Annotated in this window: 16 protein-coding genes; 4 read left to right on the top strand and 12 right to left on the bottom strand. The window is 56.7% G+C overall.

Annotated elements, in window-relative coordinates:
• Window positions 1-46: 46 nt before the first annotated feature.
• Both ACMHXE_RS06235 and ACMHXE_RS06230 read right to left on the bottom strand, forming a co-directional pair.
• Entirely contained in the window at window positions 47-676 is a 630-nt protein-coding gene (locus ACMHXE_RS06235) for a cation:proton antiporter (protein WP_413731715.1), read from the bottom strand.
• Window positions 634-1,242, bottom strand: coding sequence for a cation:proton antiporter (locus ACMHXE_RS06230; RefSeq protein WP_413731700.1), 609 nt, complete (start codon window positions 1,240-1,242; stop codon window positions 634-636). Before ACMHXE_RS06230 ends, ACMHXE_RS06235 begins: the two co-directional genes overlap by 43 nt.
• Before the next feature lie 107 nt (window positions 1,243-1,349).
• Between ACMHXE_RS06230 and ACMHXE_RS06225 the strand changes: the two genes are divergently transcribed.
• Window positions 1,350-2,219: a universal stress protein gene (locus ACMHXE_RS06225; RefSeq protein WP_335921559.1), complete on the top strand. Its 870-nt coding sequence runs from the start codon at window positions 1,350-1,352 to the stop codon at window positions 2,217-2,219.
• A gap of 12 nt (window positions 2,220-2,231) precedes the next feature.
• On the opposite strand, the gene ACMHXE_RS06220 is transcribed toward ACMHXE_RS06225, so the two are convergent.
• Complete coding sequence (locus ACMHXE_RS06220; protein WP_101052909.1) at window positions 2,232-3,113, bottom strand: LysR family transcriptional regulator; 882 nt, start codon at window positions 3,111-3,113, stop codon at window positions 2,232-2,234.
• Window positions 3,114-3,133: 20 nt separating this feature from the next.
• On the opposite strand from ACMHXE_RS06220, the gene ACMHXE_RS06215 reads away from it, so the two are divergent.
• Window positions 3,134-3,349 carry a hypothetical protein gene (locus ACMHXE_RS06215; protein ID WP_146225973.1) on the top strand — a complete coding sequence of 72 codons (216 nt, stop codon included), beginning with the start codon at window positions 3,134-3,136 and terminating at the stop codon, window positions 3,347-3,349.
• 76 nt (window positions 3,350-3,425) lie between these two features.
• Here ACMHXE_RS06215 and ACMHXE_RS06210 read toward each other — a convergent pair whose 3' ends face one another.
• Window positions 3,426-3,686, bottom strand: coding sequence for a DUF5062 family protein (locus ACMHXE_RS06210; protein ID WP_025008966.1), 261 nt, complete (start codon window positions 3,684-3,686; stop codon window positions 3,426-3,428).
• Window positions 3,687-3,856: 170 nt separating this feature from the next.
• On the opposite strand from ACMHXE_RS06210, the gene acnA reads away from it, so the two are divergent.
• Together acnA and ACMHXE_RS06200 are read left to right on the top strand one after the other, a co-directional pair.
• Entirely contained in the window at window positions 3,857-6,529 is a 2,673-nt protein-coding gene (acnA, locus tag ACMHXE_RS06205; protein WP_413731698.1) for an aconitate hydratase AcnA, read from the top strand.
• Window positions 6,530-6,811: 282 nt separating this feature from the next.
• Window positions 6,812-7,447: a class I SAM-dependent methyltransferase gene (locus tag ACMHXE_RS06200; RefSeq protein ID WP_413731696.1), complete on the top strand. Its 636-nt coding sequence runs from the start codon at window positions 6,812-6,814 to the stop codon at window positions 7,445-7,447.
• Window positions 7,448-7,554: 107 nt separating this feature from the next.
• Here the strand turns inward: ACMHXE_RS06200 and ACMHXE_RS06195 are convergent, their stop codons facing one another.
• The 8 genes from ACMHXE_RS06195 to ACMHXE_RS06160 form a co-directional block, all read right to left on the bottom strand.
• Window positions 7,555-7,995, bottom strand: a complete 441-nt coding sequence (locus ACMHXE_RS06195) for a nitrate reductase cytochrome c-type subunit (RefSeq protein ID WP_093982332.1) — start codon at window positions 7,993-7,995, stop codon at window positions 7,555-7,557.
• Window positions 7,992-8,924: a quinol dehydrogenase ferredoxin subunit NapH gene (gene napH / locus ACMHXE_RS06190; protein WP_165565594.1), complete on the bottom strand. Its 933-nt coding sequence runs from the start codon at window positions 8,922-8,924 to the stop codon at window positions 7,992-7,994. The genes ACMHXE_RS06195 and napH overlap by 4 nt, the downstream gene beginning before the upstream one ends.
• Entirely contained in the window at window positions 8,921-9,664 is a 744-nt protein-coding gene (napG, locus tag ACMHXE_RS06185) for a ferredoxin-type protein NapG (RefSeq protein WP_165565593.1), read from the bottom strand. Before napG ends, napH begins: the two co-directional genes overlap by 4 nt.
• Before the next feature lie 10 nt (window positions 9,665-9,674).
• A complete protein-coding gene (napA, locus tag ACMHXE_RS06180; protein WP_413731693.1) occupies window positions 9,675-12,158 on the bottom strand; it encodes a nitrate reductase catalytic subunit NapA in 2,484 nt (827 codons plus the stop codon).
• The gene (locus ACMHXE_RS06175; RefSeq protein ID WP_025889977.1) at window positions 12,155-12,454 is read right to left on the bottom strand and encodes a chaperone NapD; all 300 of its coding nucleotides are present in this window, start codon (window positions 12,452-12,454) and stop codon (window positions 12,155-12,157) included. Before ACMHXE_RS06175 ends, napA begins: the two co-directional genes overlap by 4 nt.
• Window positions 12,455-12,711: 257 nt before the next feature.
• On the bottom strand, window positions 12,712-13,902 hold the full coding sequence (locus tag ACMHXE_RS06170) for a lipocalin-like domain-containing protein (protein ID WP_412495605.1): 1,191 nt from the start codon (window positions 13,900-13,902) through the stop codon (window positions 12,712-12,714).
• Window positions 13,902-16,505 carry an FtsX-like permease family protein gene (locus ACMHXE_RS06165; protein WP_413731690.1) on the bottom strand — a complete coding sequence of 868 codons (2,604 nt, stop codon included), beginning with the start codon at window positions 16,503-16,505 and terminating at the stop codon, window positions 13,902-13,904. Before ACMHXE_RS06165 ends, ACMHXE_RS06170 begins: the two co-directional genes overlap by 1 nt.
• Window positions 16,498-17,163: an ABC transporter ATP-binding protein gene (locus ACMHXE_RS06160; protein ID WP_028779415.1), complete on the bottom strand. Its 666-nt coding sequence runs from the start codon at window positions 17,161-17,163 to the stop codon at window positions 16,498-16,500. Before ACMHXE_RS06160 ends, ACMHXE_RS06165 begins: the two co-directional genes overlap by 8 nt.

The raw sequence follows: 17,163 nt of genomic DNA, 5'->3' as shown, positions 1-17,163 counted from the left end.
AGTTATCTGGTAGCTGAAAATGCCGCGCCTCATATGGCGCGGCTTTTTATGCTTCGCCCTCCTTGGGCAACAGGCGTCTGAGCAGCAAGGGGCCGAGCAGGGTGGTGATGGCTATTACCAACACCAATTCGGTAAATACCTTGGCCGGAATGATATCCAACTGTCGCCCCACTTCTGCAAAGACCAAACCGACTTCACCTCTGGGCACCATGGCACTGCCGACTATCAGCTTTTGCCGCCAAGTGCCGTTGACCACTAAACCGGCGGCCAGCTTGCCGATAAATGCCAGCAGTATCATCGCCAGCAAGAGTAACAGGCTGTAGGGGCTGAGGTTCAACTGGCTTAAGTCGAGGCTGATCCCCACATAGACAAAGAACACAGGCGCGAATACATCGGTCAGTGGCTGCATCGATTTTTCCAGCTTGTGGGTAAAGGGAAAGGGGTTTTGCAGATACTTCTGCCAGGGCCAGATAAACTGCCTTGATAGCGCCAAACCGGCGACAAAACCGCCGAGCAGCGCCGGGGCGCCAAAAAGGTGTGCCAGCCAGGCAAACAGGCAGATCAGTGTCAGCATGACCACGGCCTCGTAGCCTGGGGTTTGGGATTGATAGCTGAGCACTCGTAACGGGTAAATTAACATCCTGCCAAGGGGGGGCGCCAGCAGCAGAAACAGCAGCAGTAAGCCGCAGAGTTTAATGATTGCAGCGGTGCCAGTTGGCCTTCGCTGGCAAAGTTGAATAGCAAACTGAGCAGTATCACCCCGGCAATATCGTCAAATACCGCCGCTCCCAGGATCAGATGACCGGCACTGGATTGTTGCTGGCCACTGTCGCTTAGTACCCTGAGAGAGATGCCTATGCTGGTGGCCGTCAGGGTACAGCCGTAGAAGAGGGCGGCAAACAGCGATAGCTCCAACCAATAGAAGGCAGCCAGGCCGGTGAGCAGCAGTGGAGCGATTATGCCGATAATGGCTACCGCCGCCACCTGACGTCCGGCGCTGTAGAGTCGCTGTATCGAGGTTTCGGCGCCGATGGAAAATAGCAGCAGTATCACCCCGAGCTCGGCGATATTGGCCAGTACTTGGGTTGGTTCCAGCCAGCCGAGCACTGAAGGACCAAGCAACAAGCCTGCCCCTATTTCCCCCACTACCGCAGGCCAGCCGATACGGTTGCAGCACTCTCCCAGCACCCGGGAGAACAGCAAGATCAGGAACAAGGCGATCAACAGACTATCCATCGACATAGAGTATCCCCCATAGGTGCAATTGTTGATCGGGATCAGTATGGTTTATTCTGCACCAGATTGGAGTCTAAAAAGTAGACAATTGCCAGAAAGTTTGGAGAAAACAAATGGGTAAGCTTTTTATCATTGAACAACATGAAGAGGCTAACACTGATGCGATTGCCAAGGGACTGGAAGTAGCGGAATTACTGGGGATGCAACCTCAAGTATTTGCTTATTGCTACGAATATTTCTCTGGTGACGAGTATTACAGCCCACGGCTTGCCGGGGCCGCCCAACAGCGGCTGATGAAGGAGAAGCAAGCTGAGGTGTCGGCCCATCTTAAAACGTTGGATGCAGAGGATGTGCCGCTGCATATCATCTGGAGTAAATATCTCTACGAACATGTCAGCAGCCATGCCGGTCGCTATGGCTTTGATATGGTGGTTAAAACAGTGCACCGGAGCGAGCATTTTCTGCCGACCGACTGGCATCTTATTCGCAGTACCAAGGTGCCTTTGATGCTGCTCAGCGATAACCCGATCAAGAAGGCATCCAGTATTTTGATGGCTGTGGATCTCGATGCCAAGAGTCAGCAAAAACAGCGCCTCAATCAATTGGTGTTGCAACATGGTCGCCAATTGGCCGAGGCCAGTGGTGCCAAGTTACATCTGGCACATATTATTCGGGTACCTAAAGTGATCCGCGATCTCGAAGTGCTCAACCTGCATGAAATGGTCAAGTCGGCCTGGCGCAGACATCAAACCCTGTTGGAGCTGACGGGGCTTCCCAAAGAGCAGATCCATATCATTGCCGGCGATCCGGACCTCTGTCTGTATCAGTTGTCCTGCAGGCTCAAGAGCGACTATTTGGTGATTGGTGCCCGTCAGCGCCAGGGGTTGATGGGGCGGGTGATAGGCAATACCGCCGAGCAGATCTTGCGGCGCGTACGCAGCAATGTGCTGGTTATCCCAACCGATGAGGAACAGGCAAGCTAACAGCCTGCTTGCTCACAACCCCTTTTTACTGAGGGCAACCAAGGCCTCGGCGGCCGGGGTCAAGGGTAGGTTGTTGCGCCAAATCAGCCCCAGCTGCCAGGTGATTTCACTCGCCATAGGTCGATAACTGAGTGTTTGCTCGCCGAGCTTGTCGCAGATGGGCTCCGGCAGCAGCGCCAGCCCCATTCCGGCCTGCACCATGGCGCCGAGGAAGTCCCATTGACCACTGCGAAAAGCGATATTCAACGTGACTCCGGCCTCGCGGCTCAGGCGGGTCAATAACTTTGCCAGTGAAAAGTCCTCGTTGTAGAGGATGAAAGGATATTCGGCCAGATCCCGCCATTCTATCGCCTGCTTGCTGGTCAGTGGGTGACCTACCGGCAGGCAGACTTTTAGCGGATAACCTTGCAGCGGCGATGAAGACAACTGCTCTCCATGGGTGGTAGGCAGGGCTGTGAAGGCGATGTCCAGGGTGTCGGCCAAAAGCGCTTGCTCACAACCAAAGCCGCCGTATTCATGCATCTGTAACTCAACTGCCGGATAGGTGCGGCGAAACTCGGTCAACAGATCTATGGTTAGACTGCTCATCATGGGGCAGACCCCGAGGCGCAGGTGGCCGGATTTGAGGCCACTTAAGTTACTCAAGTCCTGCTCCATTCTGTGCCATTGACCTATTATCTGGCAGGCACTGGCATGGAATATCTCTCCGGCTTGCGTTAGCTCTACCTTTTGATTGCTGCGGATCAAGAGTTGTTGATCCAGGGATTCTTCAAGGCGCTGGATCATCTTGCTCAAGGTTGGCTGAGTCAGGTACAACTGCTCGGCGGCACGGGTAAAGTTACCGGTTTCCACCAGGGTCAGAAAGCAGTGTAAGGTCTTGATAGGTACGTTCATGCTCATTTGGAATTCTTGCTATGGAATTAATTCATTTTACTAATAGCTGTGGCGGCGTTAATTTGATCAGCGTCCCAAGTAAAGAGGAAATATCGATGAAAGCATATCAAGGTTTGTGGGTTAGCTCTCTGTGGCAAACTGCCACTGAAACTCAGGAACACAAGGCCAAGCCAGTCAAAGCCAAGTCCCAGAGTTTTTGGAAGCTGATGTTCCACAAAAAAGCCAAAGCAGTTTAAAGTGACCCGGCCCGTGCCGGGTTTCTTTTTGTTATTTTAACTATTTTGGCATAGTTATATCCTGCATGATGCAAGGTTATTGCAATAGTGGGTGCTCCTTGGGCAATTTGCCGCTGATCCACATTACCAGCCTATGTTTCATATTGGGGCCATCTTCCTTGTCTGATGGCAAAGGTCCTATCAGTTTATCCTGCACCAAGAGGCGATAGACGCACTCGACTTTCTCTTTCTCCGGCACTTTATCCCCAAGAGGGGCAAAGCCACGCTTGAGCGAGTATCCCAAACCTATCTCCAACGCCAGTTTCAACAGAGCCGCTTCATTCTTGTGTTTCTTCATCTGTATCGCTCCCAGCTTATCGCCCCCTGCTTGGGCTCGTTTCTAAACTAGCGCAAAGTGACTGAGATTACACTTAAAAATCCTTCGGCAGCCTCAGGTGCCCTTGTACCTTATTTGAGCATAACTTAAGCTGGTTGACGGAACGACAACTCAACTTAGGGAGAGTAGTGATGTCCAAAGTCAAATATCAAGCCAAGGCGCAAAGCACCTTGACAGTCAAAAACACCTCATTCCAATACTACAGCCTCAATGAAGGGCCCTTGGCGGAAATTGCCGAGGTTGCCGCATTACCCAAGAGTTGCAAGGTGCTGCTGGAAAACATTCTGCGGCATCTGGATACCGACCATTGTGATATCGATGACTTGCAGGCGCTGGCCAAGGGGCGCGGCCGCGGCAGTCAGCAGGAGATCGCCTATCATCCGGCGCGGGTATTAATGCAGGATTTTACCGGCGTCCCGGCGATAGTCGACCTGGCCGCTATGCGGGCGGCGCTGGTGGCCAAAGGGCGCGATCCGCAAAAGATCAATCCTCTGTCCAAGGTGGATCTGGTGATTGACCATTCGGTCAGCATCGACAAGTTCGCCAATCCGGATGCCTATCGGGACAATGTGGCGATTGAGATGCAGCGCAACTTCGAGCGTTATCAATTTCTCAAGTGGGGCCAGGGCGCCTTCGATAACTTCTCCGTGGTGCCTCCGGGCACCGGCATTTGCCATCAGGTAAACCTCGAGTATCTGGCCAAAGGTGTCTGGCAGGGGCTTGGCGAAGAAGGAGCCACTTGGGTCTATCCAGATACACTGGTGGGCACTGACAGCCACACCACTATGATCAACGCCTTGGGGGTACTTGGCTGGGGTGTCGGGGGGATCGAAGCCGAAGCGGCCATGTTGGGGCAACCCATCTCAATGCAGATCCCGGATGTGGTGGGGTTCGAGCTCAAGGGGCAACTCAGTGAAGGCATTACAGCCACCGACCTGGTGCTCAGAGTTGTGGAGATGCTGCGCCGCCAGGGGGTAGTGGGTAAATTTGTCGAATTCTATGGTGATGGCCTGGATCAGTTGCCGCTGGCCGACCGAGCCACCATTGCCAATATGGCACCGGAATATGGTGCAACCTGTGGCTTCTTCCCGGTGGATGCGCAGACACTGGAGTATCTGCGCCTTAGTGGCCGAGATGAACAGACGGTTGCTTTGGTGGAGGCTTACACCAAGGCCCAAGGGCTCTGGCGAGAGACTGGCGATAGCGCCCCCGAGTTTGCCGATACCTTGAGTCTGGATCTTGCCAGTGTTGAACCCAGCCTGGCCGGGCCCAAGCGGCCCCAGGACAGAGTTGCCGTCAGTCAGCTCAAACAGGCGGCCGAAGATGCCATTCGTCTCTCGGGGCGCAGCGAGCTTGAGCAGGCGTTTGTACTCGAAGGCAGCGAGCTTGCCATGCACCATGGCGATTTGGTGATTGCCGCCATTACCAGTTGTACCAATACTTCCAACCCGGCGGTGATGCTGGCGGCCGGGTTGCTGGCACAAAAGGCGGTGGAACTGGGGTTGGAGCGCAAACCCTGGGTCAAGACTTCGTTGGCCCCAGGTTCCAAGGTGGTGACCCAGTATCTGCAACAGGCCGGATTGCAAACGGCGCTCGATAGCCTGGGCTTTAACCTGGTGGGGTATGGTTGCACTACCTGTATAGGTAACTCGGGTCCCTTGCCGGAGGCGGTCACCAAAGCGGTCAGCGAACAGAAGATCCATGTGGGTTCAGTGCTTTCCGGTAACCGTAACTTCGAAGGGCGGATCCACCCCTTGGTGGAGTCCAACTGGCTTTGCTCGCCTCCTCTGGTGGTAGCCTATGCGTTGGCGGGAACCAGCCGTATCGATCTCAGTCGCGATCCCATAGGCCAAGGCCGCGATGGTAAAGCGGTTTTCCTTAAAGACATTTGGCCCAGCAATGCCGAGATAGCCGCCGTAATGGGCAAGGTGAGTCGCAGCCTGTTCCAGCAGCAGTATGCCGATGTGTTTCATGGCGATGATGCCTGGCGCGCCATCGACTCGGGCTCGGGCAAAACCTATGCCTTCGATCCCGCCTCCACCTATATTCAGTTACCGCCCTTCTTCAAAGCCGAATACGGCGGTAATGCCGACGACATTAAGGGGGCCGCGATTCTGGCGCTACTGGGAGACTCTGTCACCACAGATCATATCTCCCCGGCCGGGGTGATCCCCAAAAACAGTCCGGCAGCCGATTATCTGCGCAGTCATGGTGTAGCCGACAAGGACTTCAACTCCTACGGTTCACGCCGCGGGAATCACGAGGTGATGATGCGCGGTACCTTCGGTAATATCCGTATCCGCAATGAGATGGTGCCCGGGCATGAAGGTGGTGTTACCCGGATGCAGGGCGAATCTGAGGTGCGCTTTATCTATGACGCTGCCATGGCCTATCGCGCCAGAAAGCAGGCGAGTGTGGTTATTGCCGGTAAAGAATATGGTACAGGTTCCAGCCGTGACTGGGCCGCCAAGGGTACGCTGCTGCTCGGGGTCAAGGCGGTCATAGTGGAGAGCTTTGAGCGTATTCACCGTTCCAACTTGGTGGGTATGGGCGTGCTGCCATTGCAGTTTCTGCCTGGAGAGACCCGTCAGACTCTGGGCCTGACTGGTGATGAGACAGTGGATATTCTCGGCCTGGATGGCGAGCTTATGCCAAACCAGAAGCTGCGGGCGCAGATCCATTATCCCAATGGAGAGTCTAAAACCATAGCGCTGCTCAGCCGCCTGGATACCGGCATGGAGGTTGCCTACTACCGTGCCGGCGGTGTGCTGACCTATGTGCTGGAGCGTTTGGCCGCCGAATAGCCAAGCTGCTTCAAGCCAAAACCGCCTTTGGGGGCGGTTTTGGCTATTCCATAACAGCTGAGCACACATGGGATTTATTCGCCTTCTCTAGGAGCCGGGGACGGGGTTTGTTAGAGTAGGCGCAGTTTTTGGCGGCGGCTGTTGCGGGAAAGTGTGAAAGTTCCAGTCCGATAGCCAATCGCCGAGCTAAAGTACTGAGCCAAGCCCGAGTTAAAGCCTTTAGGCCAAGGCTGTAAAACCAAAGCTGTTAAACCAAAGCCGTTAAAGTGAACCGAGTCATCGATGAATCCATGCCCCTTGTGTGCCAACACCCAACCTAAACAGACAGTTCCCGCCAGGGTTGCCAGACGTTATTTTCTTTGTCCAGAGTGTCGGCTCATCTTTCTCGACCCTGTGCATTTGCTGCCCTTGAATGAGGAGCAGCAGTTTTACGATACCCACGAGAACAGCATTGACGATCCCGGGTATGTGGGCTTTTTGCAACGCTTGTTGACGCCGGCGATGACCTTTCTGCGCCCCGGTATGCAGGGACTGGACTTTGGCTGTGGCCCTGGGCCGACACTATCAAAACTCCTTGCCCGGGAAAGGATAGCGTGTGACGATTACGACCCGCTGTTTTTCCCCAATCCGTTGCAGACGCAGTATGACTTTATTCTCTCCAGCGAGTGTTTCGAGCACTTGCACAGGCCTGCCGCCGAGATAAGCGCGCTGCTGGCACGTCTGGTTCCCGGGGGCTATTTGGGCATAATGACAGACCGCTGGCAGAGTGAAGCCCAGTTTTATGACTGGCACTATACCCGGGATCCTACCCATTGCAGTTTCTTCCATCGTGCAACATTGGACTGGCTCTGTGAGACGTTTGCTTTGAACTTATGTTTTGTCGATGAGCAGCGGATTGCCATTTTTCAGAAAAATTGAGGCATCAAAGTGAAGGGCTGGGAAGGGCAGGCAAGCCCCAATCCCTTTGGGGCTGTACCTTGAAACCGGGGCGCCTCCAGGAAGCCGCGACCCGGTTTTTCTCGCTATCAGTTGGCAGCGCCAGTGCTGAAGTTATTGTCCACCAGCGGCTGCTTGTTATCGGCCTGAGGCACATGGCACTGGGTACAGAAATAGTTCTGTCCATTGAGGGTGCCCTTGTCGTCGATAACATGGGACTTGGCCACAGGCGTTGCCTTCATACGCTTGGCCTTGCTCCAGTCATGGCAGTTCATGCAGCTGTTTTTCTTCAGGCTGATGGGGTAGTCGGCCTTGTGAGGAATGAGCGGCGGCTGCTCGGCGTAGTTACGCTCTATGGCGTTGCCACGCATTGGATAGGAAGGCATGGCATCGGCCGGGCGTACAGAGCTAATCTCTGCATCGCCACCGCCAAGAGAACTGACGTTAACCGGCTGAGCCGTTTCTGCCTGCTGTCCTGAGCAGGCGCTGAGTGCCAGCAGCATCGCGGCTGCGCTGAGTGTTTTTTTCATTGCTTGTTCTCCGCCTTGGTGGCAATTCGGTTGCAATCTATTTTGTTGGATTTGTCTTTGGCTTCACCCTTGGGTGAGAGCCGGGTTAATGGCGTATCAAACTCAAAGACCTTCTTGGCACAGACATCGATACAACGGCCGCAGAGGGTGCAATCGGTACTGGTTATCGTTGGGTTGCTTCCCTTGAGGGCGGGTTTGAGCACCTGCCGTTCGGGACACACGGTAAAACAGTCCATGCAGTTGTTGCAGTCGTTGGCTCTTACCGCCTCGATATTGACCAGTCGCAGCTTGCCCAGCAGACTGTAGAGGGCACCACTGGGGCACAGGTGGCTGCACCAGGCGCGCTCGCTGACGAACAGATCCAGCAGCAGTATCGCCAGCAGCAGCCACAGGCCACTGAAACCACCGAACAACAAGGCTCGGTAGGCCACGGGAACCGGGTTGAGCCACTCCCAGGCCAACAGGCCGGTCAGTGGGGGCAAGAGCAACACCAATACCAGCAGATAGTAGCGCAGCGACCTTGGCAGCTCGGGCAATCTGGGCAGGCCCAACTTGCGTCTGAGCCAGGCAGCCGTATCTGTCACCATGTTGACCGGGCAGACCCAGCTGCAGAACACCCGTCCACCCAGCAGGCCATAACCCAGGGCGACAATGGCGGCGCCGAGCAGCAGGCTCAGCTCCGGCAGATGGCCACTGGCCAGGGTCTGCAGCGTCACCAGCGGATCGGCCAGCGGCACTGTGTCCAGTAGCAGGCTGGCCGACAGGTTGCCTTTCAGTAGCCAGAGGCCAAACAGTGGCCCTATGGCAAACAGCAGCAAAACGCTCAGTTGTGACAAGCGTCTGAGTAGCAGGAACCTGTGTGCCTTCCACCAACCCAGGGTGGCGATGGCATCGGCGGCAAAGGCGTCTGAGCTTTTTTTTCGACTCATATTGCCCCTCCGTTACCCAGTCCGGGCAGCCCTTGATTGAGCATCTCCAGGGTGGTCTTTTCCGTGTCTATGTAAGTGTCGTGCTCGGCTGTCTTGCCGCTGGCGAGCTTCTGCGGCAGCACCTTGATCGCCGCCTCTTCCAAAACGCAGGCATGTTCACACTTGCCGCAGCCGGTACAGATATCGGCATGCACGGTAGGAATAAACATGGCGTGGTGGCCACTGCGCTCATTGCGGGCACGCTCAAGGGTGATGGCCTCATCGATGAGCGGGCAGACGCGGTAGCAGACATCACATCTCAGGCCTTTGAAGTTAAGGCAGTTTTTCTCATCGATCAGTACGGCTGTGCCCATTCTGGCATCCTCGATTTTCTCGAGGCCGGTATCCAGTGCCCCACTGGGACAGGCGCGGGTACAGGGAATGTCCTCGCACATCTCGCAGGGGATACTGCGGGCGTTGAAGAAAGGCGTGCCTGTGGCAGCCCCTTCAAACCAACGCGCCAGTTTCAGGGTGTCATAGGGACAGGCCTCGACACAGAGGCCACAGCGAACACAGGCCGAGAGAAAGGCGTCCTCGACGAGGGCGCCAGGGGGACGTATCGCCTGGGGCGCCAGCGACTGGGACTTGGCCAGCGCTGATATCCCCAGCCCGGCCAACCCCATCACACAGCCTGCTTTGGCCGTGGTCGCCAGAAACTGGCGACGATTGATGTTATTGACACTATTGCGTTTGTCACCCATTACTGCCGCCTCACGCCTTCATCACTTTGACCGGACACTTCTTGTAGTCTGTCTCTTTGGACAGCGGGTCGGTGGCGTCCAGTACCAGCTTGTTGACCAATTGACGGGCATCGAAGAAGGGCATGAACACCACACCTTTGGGCGGCTTGTTACGGCCCTTGGTTTCAACCCGGGTCTTCACTTCGCCGCGAGGCGAGGCGACGATGACTTCATCACCACGCTTGAGGCCACGGCTCTTGGCATCATCAGGATGCATGAAGATCTGCGCATCCGGATAGGCGCGGTACAACTCGGGCACCCTGGCGGTCATAGAGCCTGTGTGCCAGTGCTCCAGCACCCGGCCTGTGCTCATCCACAGATCGTATTCGCTGTTGGGCTCCTCGGCGGCCGGTTCATAGGGCAGGGCGAAGATCACCGCCTTGCCATCCGGCTTGCCGTAGAACTGATAGCCTGAACCCGGTTTAACGTAAGGGTCAGAACCTTCAACGAAGCGGCGCAGGGTTTCCTTGCCATCCACTACCGGCCAACGCAGACCACGGGTTTCGTGGTAGCGGTCGAACTGAGCCAGATCGTGACCATGGCCGCGACCGAAGGCGGCGTATTCTTCGAAGATCCCCTTCTGCACATAGAAGCCGAAGTGTTCAGATTCATCGTTGAGTTCGGCCTGACAGTCGCTGGCGGGGAACTTGTTGATCACTCCGTTGGCGAACAGCACTTCATAGAGGTTCTTGCCGGCGTATTCAGGTTTCTTGGCAATCAGCTCGGCGGGCCAGACTTCCTCTACCTTGAAGCGCTTGGCGAACTCCATCAGCTGCCACAGATCCGACTTGGCGCCTTCGGGGGCTTTCACCTGCTGGTGCCACATATGGGTGCGGCGCTCGGCGTTACCATAGGCACCTTCTTTCTCGACCCACATGGCGGTAGGCAGGATCAGGTCGGCCGCCATGGCGGTGACTGTTGGGTATGGATCTGACACCACGATAAAGTTTTCCGGGTTACGGAAACCGGGATAGATTTCATCGTTGATGTTGGGGCCGGCCTGCATATTGTTGGTACACATGGTCCAGTAACAGTTGAGCTTGCCGTCTTTCAGCATCCGGCTCTGCAACACGGCATGGAAACCCGGCTTGGGCGGAATAGTGCCTTCAGGCAGCTGCCAGGCCTTTTCTGTGATGGCGCGGTGTTTGTCGTTGTTGACCACCATATCGGCGGGCAGACGGTGGGCAAAGGTGCCGACTTCACGGGCGGTACCACAGGCAGAGGGCTGGCCTGTGAGAGAGAAGGGGCTGTTACCCGGAGTGGCAATTTTGCCGGTCAACAGGTGCAGGTTATAGAGCATGTTGTTGGCCCAAACCCCACGCACGTGTTGGTTGATACCCATGGTCCACAGGCTCATCACCTTAACCTTGGGGTCGGCATAGGCCTTGGCCAGCTCCAGCAGGCGCTCTTTCTCCACGCCGCTCATCTCGCTGGCGTATTCCAGAGTGTAGCGGCTGACAAACTTGGCGTACTCATCGAAGCTGATATCGCTGAACTTGCCGTTACCCGGATTCTTGGCTTTTTTCTCCAGCGGATGATCCGGACGCAGGCCATAACCTATGTCATCCACACCCAGAGCAAACTTGGTGTGCTTGTTGACGAAGTCCTTGTTGACCGCGCCGTTTTGGATGATGTAGTTGGCGATATAGTTGAGGATCACCAGGTCGGACTGAGGCTTGAACACTATCGGGTTGTCGGCCAAATCGAACGAGCGGTTCTCGAAGGTAGACAGTACATGTACCTTGCCGTCGGGGTGGCTCAGACGGCGATCCGACAGGCGGGCCCAGAGGATGGGGTGCATCTCGGCCATGTTGGCGCCCCAGAGCACAAAGTGATCGGCGGCTTCCAGGTCGTCATAACAACCCATGGGTTCATCGATACCAAAGGTACGCATAAAGCCGACCACGGCCGAGGCCATACAGTGGCGGGCATTGGGGTCGATATTGTTGGTGCGGAAACCTGCCTTGTGCAGCTTGGAGGCAGCGTAGCCTTCCCAAATGGTCCACTGGCCTGAGCCGAACATGCCCACAGAAGTCGGGCCCTTGGTGTTGAGCGAGTGCTTCCACTTTTCTGCCATCACATCGAAGGCCTTGTCCCAGGTCACCGGGGTGAACTCACCATCTTTGGCATACTGGCCGTCTTTCATCCGCAGCAGTGGAGTGGTCAGACGGTCTTTTCCGTACATGATTTTCGACAGGAAGTAGCCCTTGATGCAGTTCAGGCCCTTGTTGACCGGACTCTCTGGATCGCCTTTGGTGGCGACGACCTTGCCCTCTTTTGTGCCTACCAGCACAGAGCAGCCGACACCGCAGAATCGGCAGGGGGCCTTGTCCCATTTGATATTGTCTTTCTGCTCAGCGGCTTCGACGACTTTCACTGGCAGAGTGACTCCAACGGCCGTGGCGGCGGCAACGGCGGCGTTGGCTTTAAGAAACTCGCGGCGGCTTATGCTCATGGTGTTTCCTCACTCTTTATTTCTTTTGTTTGACTGACAGGCTCAGAATCGACCTGATGATAGATAAGACTGCTGGACAGTATCCCGGGCAGACGGTTGATTGCTTCGACGTTATCCAGGATCTCGCCCTGGCTTTCGCCTTCGAGGGTGACTACCAATTTGCCTTCTGGGCTGCTGGCGTGGACTTCGGCGCCTTCAAGGGCCTGGATGGCAGTGGTCACCGCCTCCAGGGTTCCCGGAGCGGCATGCACCACCAGACTGGTGACATGGTATTCCATCTCTGTTTGTTGCTTCATTGAGGCTCACCTCGACAGGTAAGGGCGACTGGCACGGCATGGGCCGAGTCACCGGAACTGAATCAAAGTCTAGACCTCATTAAAAATGTGGGTATACCTCTTGAGAGGTAATGAAAGCGATTGGCGATCCGGATCAACATTTTCAATGTGATCTGAATCCAAGTTTGAAATTTAAACAGATTAGCGGCTTGACTCCTGCAATATTAATGCAACGCTATTTTGAGAATAGTTCTTGTTTACTACCTAAAGTGGGTTATTCAATAGCCGGTCAGCTCCATATAACCCACGCCGGTTTGTGTGCCCTTGATGGTGATGGGCCCTTCCCAGTAGGGGATAGACAGGTTCATGGCGGCATTGGGATTGAGGGCTTCCAGAGTCAGTGACAGAGACTCTCCCGGCAGCTCCAGTTGCCAGGCTACAGGGTAGCGACCGCTGGCCGTTTGTTGCCAGTCCTTGACGCTGAGGCTGATATCATCGAGCGCCAGCAGGTGGCCACTGCCGTCGGGATACATGCGCTTGCCGCTGAAAAAGGCTTTGTTTTCCTGCTCTCTGAGCTGAAACAGCATCAGGGCCGAACCGTCATCGAGCCGCAAGGCGAACCAGTCCCAGCCCTGTTGGCCGCGACTGAGAAATTCTGAGCTCCACTCCCTATCGAGCCAGGCATTGCCGGATACCTGCAGCCATTGCTCCTTGTGGCGCACTCTGCCTTCGACCCGAATAAAGGGCTGGCTGTAGTAGTAAGAGGCTACAGTGCCGGCGGCATTTTTACGGCTGAACCCCTTATCTCCCTGAATCTGCAGCTCGGCCTGGCTATCGAGTTGCAACTCGAAGGCAAAGTCCTCTTCGCTGACCTGTAAACTGGCGGGAAACAGCCCGCTATTGGGGCCGCTTACCGCCTGGCTTTGCCAGCGCCAGTTATCGAGCCAGACCCTGAGCGGCAAGCCCATGGCTCCGGCTTGAGTTTTGTCCTGGGCTCCCTGGGGATGGGCAGCTTTGCCTTGGGGCGCGGCAAGCGCGCCCCTGGCCCAGCGCTCGGCGCTTTGGTGACTGTTTTGAAAACTGAGTGCACTGTGAGTCATATAAAGCTGATTCGTCGCCCAGGGAGAACTGGATTCAGGTTCATCCGGGGAGAGGGCGATACGAAACTGAGTCCATTGCAGTCCGAGGGGCTCACCGCTTTGCGTGGTCAGATTGGCGGTCAGATACCACCACTCCTGACGAAACCTGGGGTGGGGCAGGTGATCTTTTGGAAACTGCAGCGCCGCACCGGGCTCGACTTTCGCATAACCTTCGCTCGCTGTCCCCATCACCCGGCTCATGGCCCGTGAGTCTTGCTGCTGAGCCTGATCTTGATGAGCCTTATCGCAGCCACTCAGCACAGCGCCGCCCAGTAGTAGACCTGCTAACAAGGGCGCTGCGGCACGCCACCGCATTGTAATCAATCGCATTAGAGCACCTCCTGTTGCAGGCTGGAGACCAGAGAGCGGCGGCTCTGCCAATAGAGGGGAACTATCACCGCCAGGATGCAGCACAGCAGCGACAAAAGCACCACCCGGCCATAGGCCAGCCAGTCCCACTGCATGGCTATGGTCCAGCCGAAGGCCTGCAGCGTCACCTTATGGATAAGCAGGTAACCGAGAATCGCCCCCATGGGCAGGGCCAACAGACAGGTGAGCACCACTACCAGCAGCATCTGCAATAGCAACATAGACAAAAGTCGGCCACGGGTAAGCCCGAGCGAGCGTAACATGGCGAGGCTCGCCTGGCGGGACTGGGTCAGCATCAGCACGGCACTGAAAAGCCCCACGGCGGCCACCAGTAAGGTCAGGGTGTTGAGCACCAGGGTAATGCTGAAGGTCTTGTTGAAGACCCGAATCGCCTCATCGCGAATTTTTTGCTGGCTGTAGACCTGTACCGGACTGAGTCCAAGCTCTTGAATGAGGGCGCGCTCTAGGGCGGCAATGCTTGTGAGTCCTGCCCCCTTGGCCCTTTCTGCACTTGTTGCTATGCCGCTCACAGCCAGGCTGACGGCTTCAGTTGGCAGCTTAAGCCCTTGCCAGAGGGATTGCGCCAGCATGACCTCCCCCTTGGGATTGCCATAGTCGTAATAGATGGCGCTGATGTGCAGGGTCAGTGGTGTCTTACAGTCCTTATCCGGGCAGAGGCTGAGCTTGTCGCCCGGCGCCAGCCCCAGCGTCAGGGCCAAGGGCTCGCTGATAGCCAGAGCCTGGCCTTGGATCACCGTCTGCAGCGCTTGCTGTTGCTGGTTTTGGGCTCCTTGCACTTGTTCCTTGGAAGCAACTTGTTCCTGGAAAGTAACTTGGGCTGGGGTTTTCAGCGCCGTGGTGCGCGCGATAGAGTCGGCGTCCCGGCTGATAAGGTTTATCTCCAGCGTATTGCCGCTCCCCTTGGCATAGAAGGGCGCCTGCCATTGGTAGAAATGAGCCAATCCGGGGGCTTGCTGCTCAAGAAAATGCTCCAGACTCGCCATATTGCCGGCGCCCGGGCGGATATAAAGCTCGGCATGCAGGCGGGTGTCGAGCCAGCTTCTAAGGGTCTTGTCAAAGCTGCCTACCAGGGTATTCATAGCGATATTGGCACACAGGGCCAGTAGCAGCGCCATCATGGCCAGCGCCAGCGGTGCCACCAGCTCTCGGGTATCGGCGATGGCGTACTTGCTGAGTCCGGACGGAAACAGCCGCGCCAATAGCCCGAGCAAAGACTGCAACAGTTGCGGCAACAGCAGCGGGATAGCCAGGGTCAAGAGCCCCATCAAGCCCAGGCTGTGTTGGTGGGTTTGGCTCAAGGGGTAAAGCAGCGCCGTCAGGGCAAGCAGCGCAACCCCGATGAGAAACAGGCGTTTGTGCATGCTTCTGTGTCTGTGGGCATGCCATTGGCTCTGGGTATTTTGTGCCAGGCTCTGATGACACAGCTCAAGATACAGGGGCACGCAGGCCAGCAGTGCGGCGATAAGTGTCAGACCGGCGCCTTCGGCCAACCATTGCCAGCGCCAGTTCCCCGGCAGCAGAGTCGCACCATAGAGTTGCTCCAAGGTCAACGCCACCATGGGCTGCAGCCACTGGCTGAGCTGCAGCGCCAGAATAAAGCCGCTGGCCGAGCCGATGAACACCAGCAGCAACAACTCCAGCAGCAGCGCCAGCATCAGGGCGCGCCGTCCCAGGCCCTGCTTGAGCAACAAGAGCAACAAACGGCGGCGTTTCATCAGGCTGTAGCGTACGCCGTTGTAGGCGATAAACAGCCCCACCACGAAGGCCAACATCCCCATGGCGTTGAGGTTCAAATGAAAACTGCGGGTGAGCGCGGTCAGGGCGGCGCCCTTGTCCTGCTCGCTGATATTCAGCTTATCCAGCGGCAGTCCGCTTTGCTTGAGCCGCTCTTTGAGCCTTTGCGGCTCGCCAAAGAGGGCGATATAGCTGAGGGTACCCTCGCGCTTTAATAGCTGCTGGGCCAGCGAGATATCCAGATAGAGGCGGTTGCCGAGCTGCTGTGAGTCGGCGAGCGCCAGCACTTCGAGCGTGCGTCCACCGAGGGACAGGGTTGGCGGCGCCTTGAGTCCCTGATGCAGGCTGTCACTCATGACAATGATGGGCTCACCGACGAGCAGTCTATTCAAGGGCAGATTGTTGCGGCCATTGCCCCTTTGCTCGAAGGTGCCGAGGGCGGCAATGATATCGCTGCCTTCCACTTGCCACTGGCGACCCTGAGCGTCGTCAAGGACGCCGCTGATCACCGGCAGCGCCTGGATGCCGCTTTGGCGCAGCTGAAAATAGAGCGCTTCATCGAGGCTGACCCCGCGGGCCTTGGGGGTGATAAACAGGCTGGCCTGTTGTCCCAGGGCTTCGCCCGCCTCACGGTAGCTGTTGATGGCGTTGTCGTTGGTGGCCTTGACGCCAATCAGCAGAGTCACCGCCAACACCACTCCCAGCAGTATGGCGCCGGCTTGCAGTGGTGCCTTGCGATAGTGGGCCAGGGTGACTTTCAGGGCCTGCCAAGCCAACTTGATTGTGGTCAGCGCCCCTGTGTCATTCATGAATGCGCCCTTGCTGCAGGTGCCAGCGGCGCTGCATATAGGCGGCGGCCGTTTCGCTGTGGGTGACCATCAGAATGGCACTGCCGGCATCGGCGGCGAGAGCGCACAAAAGCTGCATCACCTCATCACCGGCGGCGGCATCCAGGTTGCCTGTCGGTTCATCGGCCAGCAGCAATTCAGGCCTATGGGCCAGGGCGCGGGCAATGGCTACTCTCTGCTGTTGACCACCGCTGAGGCTTTCGACTTCCCGGTTCAACAGTGGCGTTAGCCCCAGTGCCTGTACAAGGTGATCGCACCAGGCTTGCCAGCCTTCACCGAGCAGCGACAGGGGAAAGAGAATATTGTCGCGAACATTGAGCGGCGTCAGTAGGTTGAATTGCTGGAACACCACCCCCAGATGGCGGCGGCGAAAGGCGCTCCACTGTTTGTCCTGCCAGCGGCTGCTGTCTTGACCTGCCAGCAGGATGCGCCCCTGATCCGGGTGCTCAAAACCGGCTATCAGATTCAGCAGTGTGCTCTTGCCGCTGCCACTGGGGCCGGTCAATGCCACCGTCTCGCCGGGTTTGATCTCCAGGCTGAGATTTTCCAGCACCCTGTGGGGGCGATCGCCGTCCAAAAATCCTTTGCTTACCCCTTCCAGCAACACCTGGCTCTGCAT

Source organism: Shewanella sp. BJSY2023SW007 (assembly GCF_047314525.1).
Classification (GTDB): Bacteria; Pseudomonadota; Gammaproteobacteria; order Enterobacterales; family Shewanellaceae; genus Shewanella; species Shewanella chilikensis.
This window is presented reverse-complemented; position numbering and strand designations above follow the sequence as displayed.

What these genes read in the sequence shown, in the direction of transcription:
- ACMHXE_RS06230 (WP_413731700.1), bottom strand. Translation starts at nt 1,242, where the DNA reads ATGTCGATGGATAGTCTGTTGATCGCCTTGTTCCTGATCTTGCTGTTC.
- ACMHXE_RS06225 (WP_335921559.1), top strand. Translation starts at nt 1,350, where the DNA reads ATGGGTAAGCTTTTTATCATTGAACAACATGAAGAGGCTAACACTGAT.
- ACMHXE_RS06220 (WP_101052909.1), bottom strand. Translation starts at nt 3,113, where the DNA reads ATGAACGTACCTATCAAGACCTTACACTGCTTTCTGACCCTGGTGGAA.
- ACMHXE_RS06215 (WP_146225973.1), top strand. Translation starts at nt 3,134, where the DNA reads ATGGAATTAATTCATTTTACTAATAGCTGTGGCGGCGTTAATTTGATC.
- ACMHXE_RS06210 (WP_025008966.1), bottom strand. Translation starts at nt 3,686, where the DNA reads ATGAAGAAACACAAGAATGAAGCGGCTCTGTTGAAACTGGCGTTGGAG.
- acnA (WP_413731698.1), top strand. Translation starts at nt 3,857, where the DNA reads ATGTCCAAAGTCAAATATCAAGCCAAGGCGCAAAGCACCTTGACAGTC.
- ACMHXE_RS06200 (WP_413731696.1), top strand. Translation starts at nt 6,812, where the DNA reads ATGAATCCATGCCCCTTGTGTGCCAACACCCAACCTAAACAGACAGTT.
- ACMHXE_RS06195 (WP_093982332.1), bottom strand. Translation starts at nt 7,995, where the DNA reads ATGAAAAAAACACTCAGCGCAGCCGCGATGCTGCTGGCACTCAGCGCC.
- napH (WP_165565594.1), bottom strand. Translation starts at nt 8,924, where the DNA reads ATGAGTCGAAAAAAAAGCTCAGACGCCTTTGCCGCCGATGCCATCGCC.
- napG (WP_165565593.1), bottom strand. Translation starts at nt 9,664, where the DNA reads ATGGGTGACAAACGCAATAGTGTCAATAACATCAATCGTCGCCAGTTT.
- napA (WP_413731693.1), bottom strand. Translation starts at nt 12,158, where the DNA reads ATGAGCATAAGCCGCCGCGAGTTTCTTAAAGCCAACGCCGCCGTTGCC.
- ACMHXE_RS06175 (WP_025889977.1), bottom strand. Translation starts at nt 12,454, where the DNA reads ATGAAGCAACAAACAGAGATGGAATACCATGTCACCAGTCTGGTGGTG.
- ACMHXE_RS06170 (WP_412495605.1), bottom strand. Translation starts at nt 13,902, where the DNA reads ATGCGATTGATTACAATGCGGTGGCGTGCCGCAGCGCCCTTGTTAGCA.
- ACMHXE_RS06165 (WP_413731690.1), bottom strand. Translation starts at nt 16,505, where the DNA reads ATGAATGACACAGGGGCGCTGACCACAATCAAGTTGGCTTGGCAGGCC.
- ACMHXE_RS06160 (WP_028779415.1), bottom strand. Translation starts at nt 17,163, where the DNA reads ATGCAGAGCCAGGTGTTGCTGGAAGGGGTAAGCAAAGGATTTTTGGAC.